This window comes from Ruthenibacterium lactatiformans (assembly GCF_000949455.1).
Taxonomy (GTDB): domain Bacteria; phylum Bacillota; class Clostridia; order Oscillospirales; family Ruminococcaceae; genus Ruthenibacterium; species Ruthenibacterium lactatiformans.
This window is the reverse complement of the sequence record NZ_JXXK01000030.1, coordinates 14,277-28,234: the sequence shown is the minus strand read 5'-3', so window position 1 is coordinate 28,234 and position 13,958 is coordinate 14,277. Positions and strand designations below refer to the sequence as shown.

Annotated in this window: 12 protein-coding genes; 8 read left to right on the top strand and 4 right to left on the bottom strand. The window is 62.2% G+C overall.

All coding sequences use genetic code 11. The annotated features are described in order from the left end of the window. The first annotated feature begins 76 nt into the window (after nucleotides 1–76). On the top strand, nucleotides 77–475 hold the full coding sequence (locus tag TQ39_RS15810; RefSeq protein ID WP_009324300.1) for a cytidine deaminase: 399 nt from the start codon (nucleotides 77–79) through the stop codon (nucleotides 473–475). Nucleotides 476–597: 122 nt separating this feature from the next. Then, complete coding sequence (locus TQ39_RS15805; protein ID WP_009324301.1) at nucleotides 598–1,284, top strand: CatA-like O-acetyltransferase; 687 nt, start codon at nucleotides 598–600, stop codon at nucleotides 1,282–1,284. Between the two features lie 51 nt (nucleotides 1,285–1,335). Here TQ39_RS15805 and TQ39_RS15800 read toward each other — a convergent pair whose 3' ends face one another. From TQ39_RS15800 to TQ39_RS15790, 3 genes are all read right to left on the bottom strand, one after another. Beyond that, nucleotides 1,336–1,560, bottom strand: coding sequence for a hypothetical protein (locus TQ39_RS15800; protein WP_133304195.1), 225 nt, complete (start codon nucleotides 1,558–1,560; stop codon nucleotides 1,336–1,338). A gap of 98 nt (nucleotides 1,561–1,658) precedes the next feature. Next, nucleotides 1,659–2,075, bottom strand: coding sequence for a hypothetical protein (locus tag TQ39_RS15795; RefSeq protein ID WP_139056081.1), 417 nt, complete (start codon nucleotides 2,073–2,075; stop codon nucleotides 1,659–1,661). Nucleotides 2,076–2,267: 192 nt separating this feature from the next. Then, nucleotides 2,268–2,816, bottom strand: a complete 549-nt coding sequence (locus tag TQ39_RS15790; protein WP_050006256.1) for an SMI1/KNR4 family protein — start codon at nucleotides 2,814–2,816, stop codon at nucleotides 2,268–2,270. A gap of 227 nt (nucleotides 2,817–3,043) precedes the next feature. Here TQ39_RS15790 and TQ39_RS15785 point away from each other — a divergent pair, with 227 nt between their 5' ends. Next, nucleotides 3,044–4,180, top strand: coding sequence for an aldo/keto reductase (locus TQ39_RS15785; protein ID WP_050006255.1), 1,137 nt, complete (start codon nucleotides 3,044–3,046; stop codon nucleotides 4,178–4,180). Nucleotides 4,181–4,357: 177 nt separating this feature from the next. Here the strand turns inward: TQ39_RS15785 and TQ39_RS15780 are convergent, their stop codons facing one another. After that, nucleotides 4,358–6,544 (bottom strand): helix-turn-helix domain-containing protein, encoded by a 2,187-nt coding sequence (locus TQ39_RS15780; protein ID WP_050006254.1) that lies wholly within the window; start codon nucleotides 6,542–6,544, stop codon nucleotides 4,358–4,360. A 360-nt stretch (nucleotides 6,545–6,904) separates the two neighbouring features. On the opposite strand from TQ39_RS15780, the gene TQ39_RS15775 reads away from it, so the two are divergent. From TQ39_RS15775 to TQ39_RS15750, 5 genes are all read left to right on the top strand, one after another. After that, complete coding sequence (locus TQ39_RS15775; RefSeq protein ID WP_009324308.1) at nucleotides 6,905–8,212, top strand: ABC transporter substrate-binding protein; 1,308 nt, start codon at nucleotides 6,905–6,907, stop codon at nucleotides 8,210–8,212. A gap of 138 nt (nucleotides 8,213–8,350) precedes the next feature. Continuing rightward, nucleotides 8,351–9,223 carry a carbohydrate ABC transporter permease gene (locus TQ39_RS15770; protein WP_050006253.1) on the top strand — a complete coding sequence of 291 codons (873 nt, stop codon included), beginning with the start codon at nucleotides 8,351–8,353 and terminating at the stop codon, nucleotides 9,221–9,223. Beyond that, nucleotides 9,223–10,044: a carbohydrate ABC transporter permease gene (locus TQ39_RS15765; protein WP_009324310.1), complete on the top strand. Its 822-nt coding sequence runs from the start codon at nucleotides 9,223–9,225 to the stop codon at nucleotides 10,042–10,044. The genes TQ39_RS15770 and TQ39_RS15765 overlap by 1 nt, the downstream gene beginning before the upstream one ends. 418 nt (nucleotides 10,045–10,462) lie before the next feature. Next, entirely contained in the window at nucleotides 10,463–12,178 is a 1,716-nt protein-coding gene (locus TQ39_RS15755) for a DUF4091 domain-containing protein (protein ID WP_050006251.1), read from the top strand. 391 nt (nucleotides 12,179–12,569) lie between these two features. Next, nucleotides 12,570–13,832, top strand: coding sequence for an MFS transporter (locus TQ39_RS15750; protein WP_156146363.1), 1,263 nt, complete (start codon nucleotides 12,570–12,572; stop codon nucleotides 13,830–13,832). Nucleotides 13,833–13,958 lie beyond the last annotated feature (126 nt).

The window sequence follows — 13,958 nt, the reverse complement described above, 5'->3', positions numbered from 1 at the left end:
CGCCCGGCCGCGGCCCGCGGGAATATTGGGAGGCGGCGCAAGGGCGGCCTGTAAAAAGAAAAGAGAGGGTCATACCATGCAATGGAAAGAGCTTTATGACAAAGCCGCGGAGAAGCTGGCCCCCCGCGCGGTCTCGCCGTTCATCGAGGCCGGCGGCGTGGCCGCCGCCATTCTCACCGCGGCGGGAAATGTTTACACCGGGGTGTGCATCGACACCGCCTGTACGCTGGGCATGTGCGCGGAGCGCAGCGCCATCGCCAATATGATCACGAACGGGGAGAGCCGCATTGTGCGGCTGGTGTGCGTGATGGGGGACGGGCGCGTGGGAATGCCCTGCGGCGCGTGCAGGGAATTCATGATGCAGCTGGATAAGGACAGCCCCGGCCTTGAAATACTGGCGGACGCCGAAACCGGGAAAACGGTGCGTTTGCGGGAGCTGATGCCGCACTGGTGGGGCGCGGAGCGGTTCCGGTGACCCTGCGCGGCGGCAGGCCGCCGGCTTTGACGGGGCGGGACGGGCCGCACGGCCGGAGCGTGGGATAACGCGCGCTGTTCATGTGCGCTGAAGAAGACGGTACAGAGAACAGGAGGATGGCTGTGACGTTTCATAAAATCGACATGCAGGCGTGGGAACGGAAAAAGAGATATGAGCATTATGCCGAAGCGGTGCCCTGCACATACAGTATGACGGTGGCGCTGGATGTCACAAAACTGTTGTGCGGGGTGCGGGAAAAGGGGCTGCCGTTTTTTCCCGTGGTCTTATATGGGCTTGCACGGGAGGTCAACCGGCATGCGGAATTTCGGATGGCCCAGGATGAAATGGGAAATGTGGGATATTACAGCCACTGCGACCCCTGTTATACGGTTTTCCATAAGGAGACAGAAAGCTTCACGGAGGTTTGGACGGCATACGATGCGTCGCCTGCGGTGTTTCTGGCGCGGTATCGGGAGGATATGGCGCGGTACCGGAATGCTCCGGAGCTTTCAAAGCCGCCCGCAGGCAAAAACCTGTTCAACGTGTCCTGCATTCCCTGGTCGAGCTTTACAGGCTTCAACCTGAATTTGCAGAACGGATATGACTATTTCCTGCCGATTTTCACGATTGGAAAATATTTTTCCGATGGCGGGAAAATGCGCCTGCCGCTGGCTGTGCAGGTACACCATGCGGTGTGCGACGGATACCATCTTTCACGGTTTATAAACGGGCTTCAGACATGGATGGACGCTTTTCCGCAGGAGCTAGAACAGGAGATAGAACAGCAGCCCGGGAAGCCGCCGCGTTGAGCGGCGCTTCCCGGGCTGCTTTATCTGTGCCGGATAAACTTTTTGTGCAGGTCACACTTCCGGAAAATCCGGGCCGAAATCGTCCATCAAAACCTCGTCCGCGTACAAAGCGGGAAACCAGGCGTTTTCTGCAAGGTTTTCATACACGTTTTCGCTGGTGGCAGTTTGGCCGTCCCTTCGGGCCTGCTCCACATGGCCGTGGGCCTTGTGCTGCTTGCCGTGGGCGCTGGGCTGCCCGTGCCGGTTTTGGCTTTCCTTGTTGGTTTGGTTTTGCATTTTAAACACCCCCGTGCTGTTATTGTGCGCAGGGGGGCGCGGGATACGCAAGGCAATTTCTTCCGGAAAGCGCGTCCCTTTGCCGGGCGCGGCGCGGGTCAATCGTCGCCGCCGTCCTCCTCTTCGGCGGCTTCGCCGCTTTCCCCGTCGTCCGCGCTGCCGTCCGGCGCGTCTGCCCCTGCGGCCTCCTCCGCCTGGGCGGCCAGGCGCGCGGCTTCGGCCTTCGCGGCCTCGGCCTCAATGTCGATGTCCTCGTCCAGATACAGCGCCCGCCGTTTGGCGTGCAGCTTTTCCAGCTCCCGGGCCTGTTCTTCCTTGATTTTTTCGGCCTGCTTTTTGTAGGCGCGCACGGCGCGGCGCGCGCTGACCACGCAGACGCCGATCATCACGGCGGCCATGGCCAGATACAGCCAGGAAAGCCATGTCCAGGACGCAAAGGGAACGGAAAAGGCCGTCAGGCCGCATTGCAGGGCCATATACGCGGCCGCGATGGTGAGGATCACCGATAAAAACATGTTTTTCACCTCATTGATTTTTTGCGCGGCCGCACAGGGCCGCAAATTACAACATATCCCATTATAGCCGGGATTTGTGAACAAGAAAAGCCCCCCTTTTGCCTTTTGAACAGGTTTAGGCTATAAATAACCTCCCTTTGCCGAAATTGACGGAGGGGCAGATTCATGGACGGCAAGCCCGGCAAACCGGAATTAGTTATTTTTATCCTCTCCCCGGATTTTCTTGTTTTTCCGTTCTTCCAACTCCGCAATTTGTTTCATCAAACAATCTGAAAAAGCCCCTTCAACCGGTGCAGCTTCTCCTGTTGTATAGCAGTCCAGAAGGACTATGTTATTATCCTTGTCAAAACAAAATATTTCATCACCATTCCCTATAATGGACAAGAACGGGATAAAACCAGTAAACCCTTCATCGTGCAGTTCTTTCGTTTTCTCACGAATATCCAAAAAATCGGGTATTCCATTGGCAATTCCATAGACTATAATTCCTCGGCAGAACGACCAAAATGGGCCTATGTCATACTGTTTCGCCCGTGGCCATATTTCTTCCCGAACCTCCATATAAAGTCCGCCTAATGGGGACATAGTGAACTCTCTAAAATCAGCAGGAAGATTTATCCCATACTGATGTTCAAATTTCTTTATATCGTGCTCCGACGGCTCATTTCCCATACAAGCTACAACCTGATAAGTCTGCCTATCATAATTATGGAAATAATCATAAACTTTTTCCAATGCCATCGTATGCCTCCTGCAATTACCAACTTTTCTTTTTATTTACCTATATACAATATTTTCCCGCTTTATTCAATGCATCGTGAAATGGACGAAGCTGAAGCCATCCGTCCAAAGGGGAATCGGGAGAAGAAAAGCCCCGCATTGCATTTTTTTCGCCGCGCCCTTATACTGAAAGCAGGAATACTGCACGGGCGCGGCGCGCCCGTGGGAAACGGAAAAGGGGAATCGTTATGGAATACCGTTCTTACAGGGATACGGACTGCCGCCCTTCGCTGCTGGGGCTGGGCTGTATGCGCCTGCCCACGCTGGAGCCGGGCGGCACCGCCATCGACTACGCGCGCGCCGGGGCGCTGGTGGACGAGGCCGTGCGCGGGGGCATTACCTATTTTGACGTGGCGTATCCGTACCACGGCGGCGGCGCGGAAAAATTCATCGGCGCGGCGCTGGAAAAATATCCGCGGGAATCGTTTTACCTGGCGACGAAGATGCCGCTGTGGAAGCTGGAAACGCAGGAGGATATGGAGCAGGTGTTCAACGAGCAGCTGGCCAACTGCCGTGTGGACTATTTTGATTTTTACCTGTGCCACGCGGTGGACGCCGAACGGTTCGAGAAGATCCGGCGCATCGGCGCGTTTGAATTTCTGGCGCGGAAAAAGGCCGAGGGGAAGATCCGCCGCCTGGGCTTCTCGTTCCACGACAAGCCCGCCGTGCTGCGCGCGATATGCGCCGCCTACCCGTGGGATTTTGCCCAGCTGCAGCTGAATTATCTGGACTGGACCGTGCAGCGCGCCCGGGAGCAGTACGAAATATTGCAGGAATACGGCCTGCCGTGCATCGTGATGGAGCCTGTGCGCGGCGGCGCGCTGGCTTCCCTGTGCCCGGAGGCCGAGGCGGTGCTGAAGGCGAAGGCGCCCGGCCGCAGCATTGCGTCCTGGGCCATCCGCTTCGCGGCCAGCCTGCCGGGCGTGCTGGTGGTGCTTTCGGGCATGAGCAGCGAGGAACAGCTTGCGGACAACCTTGCCGCGATGTCGCCCTTCCAGCCGCTGACAAAGTCCGAGCAGAACGCGCTCACCCGGGCCGTGCGCATCGACAAGCGGGCCCAGCGCATCCCCTGCACGGGCTGCCGGTACTGCATGCCCTGTCCGTTCGGGGTGGACATTCCCGGCCTGTTCAAAGCGTACAACCGCTGCGCCGCGGCGAAAAGCACCGGCCGCTTTTTGAAAGAGAGCGGGGATATCCCCGCCGCCGCCCGCCCGGCCGCCTGCCGCGCCTGCGGCAAGTGCGCCCGGGTGTGCCCGCAGCACATCGGCATCCCGGAGGAGATGGCAAAGCTGCGCGCGCTGGAGGAAAAGCTGCGGGAAAAATAATTCCCGCAGGGCACAAAAAGCCTCATGCAGATGAACTGCATGAGGCTTTTTTCGGGCTTGCCGAGCAAAGCGGCAAAAACGGCCGGGCGGGGCCGTTTTTGCCCGCAGGCTTAAAAGGACGGGCGGGCGCCCGGCCGCGCCGGCAAAACAGCGCCGCGGCCGCTGCTTTGGCGGGGGTCAGGGGCGGCTTTCCCGCCGGAGCGTGGTGGGCGTGCGGTTCTCCAGCTTTTTGAACACCCGGATGAAGTTGATGTCGCTGGAAAAGCCCACGGTCTGAGCGATGTCCTTGATGTTCATATCGGTGTTCAGGATCAGGCTCTTGGCCTGGTCCACCCGCAGGCGGTTGATGTACTGGATGATGCTGACGCCGTAGGTGGCCTTGAACGTGGTGGACAGATAGGAGTTGCTGACGTTGAGCTGCTCGGAGACGAGATAAAGGCCCATCATCGGGTCTGCAAAATTTTCGTCGATGATGCGCTTGGCGCGCACGGCCACGGGCTCCTTGTCCTCGGCGCCCGGCGCGGCGGCCTGTACCAGAACGGCCAGCGCGTGCTGGGCCTGGCGGCGCTGGGCGTGGGGCGGGCCGGCGGCCGTCAGCGCGCGCACCTCCTGCGCGGCGCGGGCCTCGGGCAAAGCGGCGCGCAGCGCGTCCGCCAGCAGATTGTCCACGGCGCTCTGCCGCATGGCCTCGGTGCCGGCGGGCGCGCCCGCGTACAGGTATTCGGTATAAAGGCGCTCCATCAGCTGCTGGGCCTGGGCAAACTGCTTTTCGTAAATGCGGTGGCTGAACGCCTGCATCACGCCGGGGTCGCCGCAGTCCGCGCGGGTAAGGCGGGGCGTATAGCGGTTCACCGGGTGGCGGGCCGAGGGCGCCTCGCAGCGCAGCGCCAGCAGCGCGCAGTTGTAGCTGGTCAGGATGTCCGTCATGCTGTCGTAGCAGGGGCCGACGCCCGCGTGGGCGGGCCGGGCGGGAAAGGCCTGGTCCAGCAGCGCGCGGGCAAGGGCCTCGGCCTGGCTGTCGGGCAGGCATTCCTCCGCGTTCAGCAGCACCACGTAGCGGCCGCCGTAAGCGGATACCAGCCCCTCGTGCCCCAGCGCGGCCAGCGTGCCGTGCAGCAGGCCGGGCTCCGGCCCGGCGTCCGGGACGCTGCGCTCGGTGCCGGCCAGCACCAGCACCTGATAGGTGGGATGCTCGAAGCTCACCTCGTAGCGCTTGGCCGCGGCGAAGATCGCGTTTTCGCTGTGCAGGCCGCCGCGCAGGACGGTGCTCAGGAACAGGCCGTTCAGCAGCGTCTGGTGCTCCTGCATCAGCTCTTCGCTCTTGTATTTTTCCGTCATCATCTGTTCGATCTTGTTGGTGATGAACTGGTATTCGTCCTGCGCGCCGGAGCCCTGCGCCCCCAGCGCGGCCAGCAGCTTTTCCATAGGCTTCGCGTTGCGGCGGCTGATGAACACGCTGGCCGCCACGCCCGCGGCCAGGCAGCACACCGCGCCCGCCACGCACACGGCCAGCGTAAAGCGCACCGTGCGCAGCAGGCCGCGCGCGGAATACACGCTCACATAATCCAGCCCGGGCAGGGCGGAGGCATTGAAAAACGCAAAGCTGCCGCCGCTTTCGGGGCTGGCCTGCGGGTCCGCGCACCAGGCCGCATAAAGCCCGGGCGTGTCCTCCAGCAGCGCCATATTGCCTGTGGCGGCCACCAGCTGCCCGTCCAGCAGCACCCCTGTGGCGGAGTCTCCGGGCAGGCCGGCCGCGTCGAAGGCGCGCAGCAGCTCCTCCCGGTCTATCTCGATCACAACGACCGCCGCGATCTCGCCCGTCATGCGCATCTCGCGCACATAGCACAGGCGTTCGTCCTTGGGCATCTGCAGCAGCATGAAGCGCGTGTCATGGCTTTTCGTCAGCTCCGCGAGCCATGCGTCATAGCCCTCGCGCTGCGGCACGCCCTGCAGGGCGTAATAGGAGGCGGCCTCGAAGCAGCCCATATTGCCCACCACAAGCCCCGTGCGCGGGTAATAGAGGTATACGCCCCGGGCGAGCTTGTTCGTGACGAGAAAATCCCGCAGCGTGACGGAAAGCTGGTACGCCTGCGCGGGCAGGGTGCCGGGCAGCTCCCGCAGGTTTTTGAGCAGCGTGTTGGCGTGCGTGATCTCAATGGTAGTGGAATAGCGGTGCAGCTCCTCCAGGCGGGTATCGACGCTTTTCTGCACATAAGCCGTCAGGGCGGTGTTGGTCTCCACCACCGTGCGCTCCAGCACATGCAGGACATACAGGCACAGCAGCGAGCAGAGCAGCAGGCACGAAAGCACTACGGCCAGAATGGAGCGCAGCCAGCGCATGGTATGTTTTTTGCGGTGCGGCACAAAACGCGCCCCCTTTTCCGTTTCCTCCGGTATCCGGATAGGACTATTCTATCATAAAACCGTGCCGGAGTAGAAATTGATTTTTTTTGGCCCCTTTTTCCCATCGGGAGGCCGAAATTGGAAGATTTGTTAATCCAAAGCCCGTTCCATCTAAAAAAATGTAAGTGAAAGACAAATAAGGTTTGGTTAATATGCATAAAACGAACGGTGAAAAATAGACGCTGGTTATGCATATAGGAAAAATTGTAAGTTTACAGCAAGATGGGCTTTCGGCTACCATGAAAGCATGGAAGGGGAGCGCGGAGGACGTTCCCGGCGGGACGCCGCCTTCCACATCAAGTAAAACAGGAGGAAAGAACTATGAAAAAACTGCTCAGCATCCTTTTGGCGCTTGTACTGGCCACGGGCCTGTTCGCAGCGTGCTCGGGCTCCGGCTCCGGCTCGCAGGCGGCGGGAAGCACGGCCTCCGGCAGCGGCGCGGCCGCCGCGCCGGACGGGAAAAAGACAGACCTGCTGCTTTGGCTGCCCCCGTTCGCGGCGGGCGACGACGGCGCGCTGGACAAGGAGTTCTGGACGGAAACGCTTGCGCCCTGGGCCGCGGAAAACAACGTGGACCTCACCATCGAGATCACGCCCTGGGGCAATTACGAGGAAAAATACCTGACGGGTTTTTCCTCGGGCGAAGGCCCGGACGTGGGCTATATGTATCTGGAGATGTTCAACGATTTTATTGAGATGGGCGCTCTGGAGCCCCTGGACGCCTACATAACGGATGCGGACCGGGAGAATTACCTCTACCTGGACAAGGGCTTTATCAAGGGCAAGCAGTACACGATGCCGTTCATCGTGGGCAACGCGCGCATCCTGTATTTCAATATGGACATTCTGGAGCAGGCGGGCGTGACGGAGCTGCCCGCCACCTGGCAGGACCTGGTGGACGTTGCCGTAAAGATAAAAGAGGCGGGCCTGCCCGGCGTGATGCCGTTTGCGGGCGAATGGGCCGACCCGGCCATCGGCGCGCTGAACAACCTGTACTATCCGTACCTGTGGCAGGCGGGCGGCGACATTTACAACGAGGACGGCACCAAGGTCGCCCTGATGGACAACGACGCCGCGGTGAAGGCCGCCCGGTTCCTGTACGACCTCAAGTTCAAATACGGCGTGCTGCCGGAGGAATCCATGGCGCTGGTGGGCACCGAGGTGCGCAACCAGTTCATTGAGGGCAATATCGCCATCGCTTCCATGGACGCGAAATCCGGCACGGTGCTCACGGACGCAGGCGTCAACTGGGATTTCATCCCCAGCCTGGAGGACGAGACCCGCGCCACATGGATCGCCTCTGACGCGCTCATCATGAACAGTGCGTCCCAGAACAAGGAGCTGGCCGCCAGCCTCATCAAATACATCACCAGCGCCGAGGTCATGGCGAAATTCCACACCGAGATCGCTCCCTTCCCGCCCATCACCAGGGACGAGGCGTACAACGACGACGAGCGCTTCAAAGAGATGTACGAGGACGCCGAGCACCTGCACACGCTGCCCGTCGCCAACGGCGCGTTCAAGGTGATGGACACCCTGTATAAGAATCTGCAGCTCATGATGCTGGGCGACCTGTCCCCCGAGGAGGCCATCCAGAACACCGTGGATTACGCCGAGAGCATCGGCTGACGGCGGAGGACGGGCCGGCGGGCGCGCCGCGGACGCTCCGGCGCGCGGCGTGCCGGCAGGCCCGGCGGTATGAAGCTGAAATCCGGCGGGCAGGCGCGGCGCGCCTGCCCGCCGCCTGGATAAAAGGGGTTGTGTGTTATGATCAATCGCAGAAAGGAGGCTGCGCAGGGCTTTTTGTATATCCTGCCCAGCCTCGTGCTGATCCTGGTATTCTCGGTGGTGCCCATCCTGATGAGCCTGTACTTCAGCTTTACGAAGTACAATGTGCTGCAGCCGCCCCAGTGGACGGGGCTGGACAATTACATCCGCCTGTTCCGGGACCCTTATGTGCGCGCCTCGCTGAAAAACACGGTGGTCTTTACGGTAATCACCGTGCCGCTGCAGACAGCCGGCTCGCTGGTGCTGGCGGCGGTCATCGCCGAGCTGTTCCACAACAAATTCGGCAATTTTGTAAAAAGCTCGCTGTTCGTGCCCGTCATTGCGTCGGCCATCCTTGTGGGCACGCTGTGGTTCACGCTGCTGTCGCCGCGCGGCGTGGTGAACAGCATCATCCATGCGTTCGGCCTGCCCTCGGTGAACTGGCTGGGCGGCAAGCTCACGTCCATGCTCAGCGTCTGCATCGTCAGCGTGTGGAAAAACGTGGGGTACTTCCTCGTTATTTACTTCGCGGGCATCATGGATATCCCGCGCAGCCTGTACGAGGCGGCCGAGGTGGACGGCGCCAATGCGTTCCAGCGCTTTTTCAAGATCACGCTGCCGGGGCTTTCCAGCGTGACGTTCCTTGTGGTGACGCTGGGGACCATCTGGTCGTTCCAGGTGTTCGACCTGGTGTACACCATGACGGGCGGCGGCCCGGGCACCTCCACCGTGACGCTGGTGCTCACAACCTACAACGCGGCGTTCAAAGAGTACAATATGGGCTACGCAAGCGCCGTGGCCATGCTGATGTTCGTGTTCGTGCTTGCCGTTTCCGGCCTGCAGAAGCTGCTGCTGAAGGGCGGTGAGGACTGATGAGCCGCAGAGCGAAAAAAAACGCCGCGCGCGCGGTGCTGGGGGCCGTGCTGCTGGCAATGGCGCTGTTTGCGCTGCTGCCCTTTGTGTACATGGGCCTGGTTTCCCTCACGCAGAAAACCGTGCTGGACCTCCGGTTCGATCCCGCGGAGTTCAGCTTCAAAAACTATGCCCGCGTGTTCAGCAACTTCAACATCGGGCGCAACCTGCTGAACAGCGTCATCGTCACAGGCGGCGCGTGCGTGCTCAACTGCATCGTGTGCGCCATGGCCGCCTACGGCTTTGCAAAAAAGCATTTTCCGGGGCGCGACCAGCTGTTCATGGTCTATCTTGCCACATTGATGATACCCGGGCAGGTGACGCTCATCCCGGTGTTCACCATCATCAAAAACCTGGGGCTGATGAACACCCACATCGCGCTGATGCTGCCCATCCTGAACGCGTTCGGTGTGTTTCTGGTGCGGCAGTTCATGGTCAACGTGCCGGACGAGCTCATCGAGGCCGCCCGCATTGACGGCTGCGGTGAAAACCGGCTGTTCCTCTCCGTGGTGGTGCCTTTGGTGAAGCCGGTGCTCGTCTCGCTCACCATCTTTACGTTCATCACCTGCTGGAACGACTTTTTGTGGCCCCTTGTCACCGTGACGGACGAGCGCATGCAGACGCTGACGCTGGCCATTGCGGCGCTCAAGGGCAACTACTCCACCAACTACGGCTTGGTGATGGCCGGCTCCACGCTGGCGTTCCTGCCGCCGTTCCTTTTGTATGTCGCGCTGCAGAAAGAATTTGTGGAAGGGATTGCGCTTTCCGGGATCAAAGGGTAATATGAAAGAAGTCAGACTGTCGAAAAAGGCAAAGAAGGAAAAGAAGCGTCCGGGGAAAAGGCTGGCGGTGGCAAAGCCATGCATCTTTGCGCAGCAAAGTGCAAGCCACGCGGCGAATGCCGCCAAAAAGGGGTGGAGACTGCGCCCGCAGGCGCGTGTCGGAGCGGTGCGAAGCCTCCCCTGCGGACAACCGCGCTGAAAGCGCGGCTCTTAGCGTGTGGACGCCCCTTTTTCATCTAGGGCAACCCCGCGACGCCCCGCAGGGCTAGTGCCGAGGCGTGTAGAGCGAAGCGACCGCCGAAGGCCGCCGTACGCGGCGAACGGGGCCGCAGGCCCTGTTCGCAGGCAGCTTGGCGCAAAAGCGCAGCTTTTTCGACAAGCTGCGAAATACACTCAGATCATAAAAGGAGTTCGTCTTATGGCCCGATATGAATTTTTCCTTGCGTCTTCTCTGGAGAAGGTATTCCCGGCACAGCGCCCCGCGGTGCTTTCGGACGGCGCGCGCCTTTCCGTCTGGCGGGGCGCCCGCGCCGCGGTGCAGCTCGTATACCGTGCGGACGACGCCGCGCCGGGCATGCCCGTGCAGAGCTTTACCATCGAGGCGGACGGCGCGCCTGCGCCCGCCGTTCTGCGCGCCGTGGAGCTGATGCCCTCCGATTATCCCTGCTACGAAAGCGCGGACGAGCACTACATCACGAAGGAGCCGGGCCTGTTCCCGGACCTGCTGGCCCCGCTGGAGGCGCCCGCGGTTACACCGCTGCCGCGCCAGTACCGCAGCGTGTGGCTGAGCTGGGATATCCCCGCGGACGCGGCCCCCGGCGCGTATGAGGTGGCCGTGACGGCGCGGGCCGTGGAGGAGCAGAGGATGCCCAACGGCGTGCTCTACCGGGACGCAGACGCGGCCGGGCTTGCGTTCACCTGCCGCTTTACGCTGTGCGTGGGCCGGGCGCGGCTGCCCGCCCAGACGCTGCTGCACACCGAGTGGTTCCATGCGGACTGCCTGGCCTCTTATTACGGCGTTGCGCCGCTGAGCGAAGAGCACTGGCGCATCCTGGAGAATTTCATCCGCGCGGCGGGGGAGGAGCACGGCATCAATATGCTGCTCACGCCCGTGTTCACGCCGCCGCTGGACACCGCCGTAAACGGCGAACGGCTGACCGTGCAGCTTGTGGACGTGCGCCGCGACGCCGGGGTGTATTCCTTCGGCTTTGAAAAGCTCGGGCGCTGGGCCGGGCTGTGCAGGCGCCACGGCGTGGAATATCTGGAGATCGCCCATCTGTTCACCCAATGGGGCGCGCACGCCACGCCCAAGATCATGGCCGTGGTGGATGGGCAGGAGCGGCGCATCTTCGGCTGGGACGTGCCGGCGGCAAGCGCGGAATACCGCGCGTTTCTGGAGGCGTTCCTGCCGGCGCTGCGCACCGCGCTGGAGGGCATGGGCTACGACAAAGAGCATGTGTACTACCACATCTCCGACGAGCCGTCGCCCGAGCATCTGGATTCCTACCGCGCGGCCAAAGCCCAGGCGGAGGATTTGCTGGAGGGCTGCCAGGTCATTGACGCGCTCAGCAGCCTTGAATTTTACAGGCAGGGCCTTGTGCGCCAGCCCGTGCCCGCCAACGACCACATCCAGCCGTTCATCGACGCGCAGGTGCCCGGGCTGTGGGTGTACTATTGCTGTGCCCAGAGCAGCCTTGTGCCCAACCGCTTTTTCGCCATGGAGAGCGCGCGCAACCGCATCATGGGCGTGCTGATGTACCTGTACGGCATCAAGGGCTTCCTGCACTGGGGGTACAATTTTTACAATTCCAAGTTTTCACTGCATCCTGTGGACCCGTACCGCGTGACGCACGCCGACTATGCATTCCCCTCGGGAGACCCGTTCCTTGTATATCCCGGCCCGGACGGCGCGCCGCTTTCGTCGGTGCGCGCGGAGGTGCAGGACGACGCGCTGCTGGACCTGCGGGCGCTGCGGCTGCTGGAGCAGCTTGCCGGGCGCGCGTTCGTGGAGGAGCTGATCTATGCGGACGCGGAGATGCGGCCCATGACGTTCCGGGATTACCCGCGCGGCGCCGGTTACCTGCTGGCCCTGCGCGAGCGGGTGGCCGCTGAGATCGAGAGCCGGCTGGCTTAAGGCAACACCGCACAATTCACGGCTGAAGCCTTAAGCGTCGCCTCGCTTGCAGATTTTCCGGCAACTGTCACAAAAATGCTCGCGAATACACAAAGTGTTCGCTGCGCTTTTTGTTTAACCTGCCAAAAAATCTGCCGGCGCGATTCGACTCTTAGAATTGTGCGGTGTTGCCTTAAAGAAATACCGCGCCGGGAACGGCGCGCCGCCCGTAGGCTTGAGCGCGCCGCCTTCCGGACAGCCTGAAAAGCGCGGCTGTAAGGCCAACCCCGGGGCCGTCCTGCCAAATGGGCGCGGGCGCAGCGGCCCGCACCGCAGGACGGCCCCTGTCCTTTTCCCGCGGCGCGGGAACAAACAAAACACCATCCAACAACAGAAACGGAGCGCGTTTGTTATGGAAGCACGGTACCGTTCCACGCTGTGGGCCTGCTGCTTTGCGAATTTTTTTCAGGCTGTGGGCAGCTGCTTTGCCATTCTGTACGTGCCGCTGCGCGGCCTGTACGGCCTCAGCTTTACCGATTTCGGCATCCTTGTCTCGCTGAATTTCATCACGCAGGTCGCGTCCGACGTCCTGTTCTCAAAGCCGGTGGAAAAATACGGCTTCCGCCCGTTTGCCGTGGCCGCTCCCCTCGTCAGCGCGGCCGGGCTGGGCCTGTTTGCCGCCGCCCCCCTACTGTTCCCCCAGAGGCCCTTTGCAGGCTTTTGCGCGGGCATGTTCCTGTTCGCCGCGGCGGGCGGCCTGCAGGAGCTGCTGCTCAGCCCCATTTTGGACGCGCTGCCCATCCCGGAGGAGCGCAAGGCCCGCAGCATGAGCATGCTGCACTCGTTTTTCGCCTGGGGGCAGATCTTCGTGGTGCTGGCCACCACGGGCCTGCTGGCGGTGTGGGGCGCCGCGCGCTGGCAATGGATCGTGCTTTTGTGGGCGGCGCCGCCCGTGGCCGGCGCCGTGCTGTTCTGCCGCGTGCCGCTGGCCCGCAAAAACGGCGGCGCCCCGCCCCTGCCGCTGCGGGCGCTGGCCCGCAAAGGCGTGTTCTACGCGCTGCTGGCGGCCATCGTGCTGGGCGGCGCGGCCGAGGTGACCATGGCCCAGTGGGCGTCGGCCTTTTTGGAAAAGGGCCTGCAGCTGCCAAAGCTGGCGGGCGACGTGTGGGGCGTGTGCTTTTTCTCGCTGATGCTTGCGCTGGGGCGCAGCGGCTATGCGGCGCTGGGCGCGCGCGTGCCGCTGCACCGGCTGCTCATCGGCGGCAGCGGCGCGGCCGCCGTGCTGTACGTGGTCTGCGCGCTTGCACCAAGCCCTCTGCTGGGGGTGCTGGCCTGCGGGCTTACGGGCCTTTGCGTCAGCCTGCTGTGGCCGGGCGCGATCATTCTTGCGTCCCGGCGCATCCCCTCCGCGGGGGCGGCCATGTTCGCGCTGCTTTCCGCGGGCGGCGATGTGGGCGCGTCCCTGGGGGCGTTCTGCGTGGGCCGCGCGGCGGACTGGGCGCAGGCGTCCGGCACGGTGTTTGCGGGGGCCGCGGGGGAGTCTGGGGCGCTGCGCGCGGGCCTGCTGCTGGCGGCGGTGTTCCCGCTGCTGTGCTGCGGCGTGCACACGGCGCTGCACTGCAGCGAAGCGCGGGCCGGCTTACCCGCAGGGAGCGAACGGCGGCGCAGGCAATAGAAGAAAGCTGTCTTTCCAAACCGGAACCGCCGTTTGCAGACGGGGGCGAAAGACCGCAAAATGAACAAACGGCGCGGCCTTCATGGCCGCGCCGTTTTTGCACCGGGAGGACAGCCGCAAAGCGGC

What these genes read in the sequence shown, in the direction of transcription:
- TQ39_RS15810 (WP_009324300.1), top strand. Translation starts at nt 77, where the DNA reads ATGCAATGGAAAGAGCTTTATGACAAAGCCGCGGAGAAGCTGGCCCCC.
- TQ39_RS15800 (WP_133304195.1), bottom strand. Translation starts at nt 1,560, where the DNA reads ATGCAAAACCAAACCAACAAGGAAAGCCAAAACCGGCACGGGCAGCCC.
- TQ39_RS15795 (WP_139056081.1), bottom strand. Translation starts at nt 2,075, where the DNA reads ATGTTTTTATCGGTGATCCTCACCATCGCGGCCGCGTATATGGCCCTG.
- TQ39_RS15790 (WP_050006256.1), bottom strand. Translation starts at nt 2,816, where the DNA reads ATGGCATTGGAAAAAGTTTATGATTATTTCCATAATTATGATAGGCAG.
- TQ39_RS15785 (WP_050006255.1), top strand. Translation starts at nt 3,044, where the DNA reads ATGGAATACCGTTCTTACAGGGATACGGACTGCCGCCCTTCGCTGCTG.
- TQ39_RS15775 (WP_009324308.1), top strand. Translation starts at nt 6,905, where the DNA reads ATGAAAAAACTGCTCAGCATCCTTTTGGCGCTTGTACTGGCCACGGGC.
- TQ39_RS15770 (WP_050006253.1), top strand. Translation starts at nt 8,351, where the DNA reads ATGATCAATCGCAGAAAGGAGGCTGCGCAGGGCTTTTTGTATATCCTG.
- TQ39_RS15765 (WP_009324310.1), top strand. Translation starts at nt 9,223, where the DNA reads ATGAGCCGCAGAGCGAAAAAAAACGCCGCGCGCGCGGTGCTGGGGGCC.
- TQ39_RS15755 (WP_050006251.1), top strand. Translation starts at nt 10,463, where the DNA reads ATGGCCCGATATGAATTTTTCCTTGCGTCTTCTCTGGAGAAGGTATTC.
- TQ39_RS15750 (WP_156146363.1), top strand. Translation starts at nt 12,570, where the DNA reads ATGGAAGCACGGTACCGTTCCACGCTGTGGGCCTGCTGCTTTGCGAAT.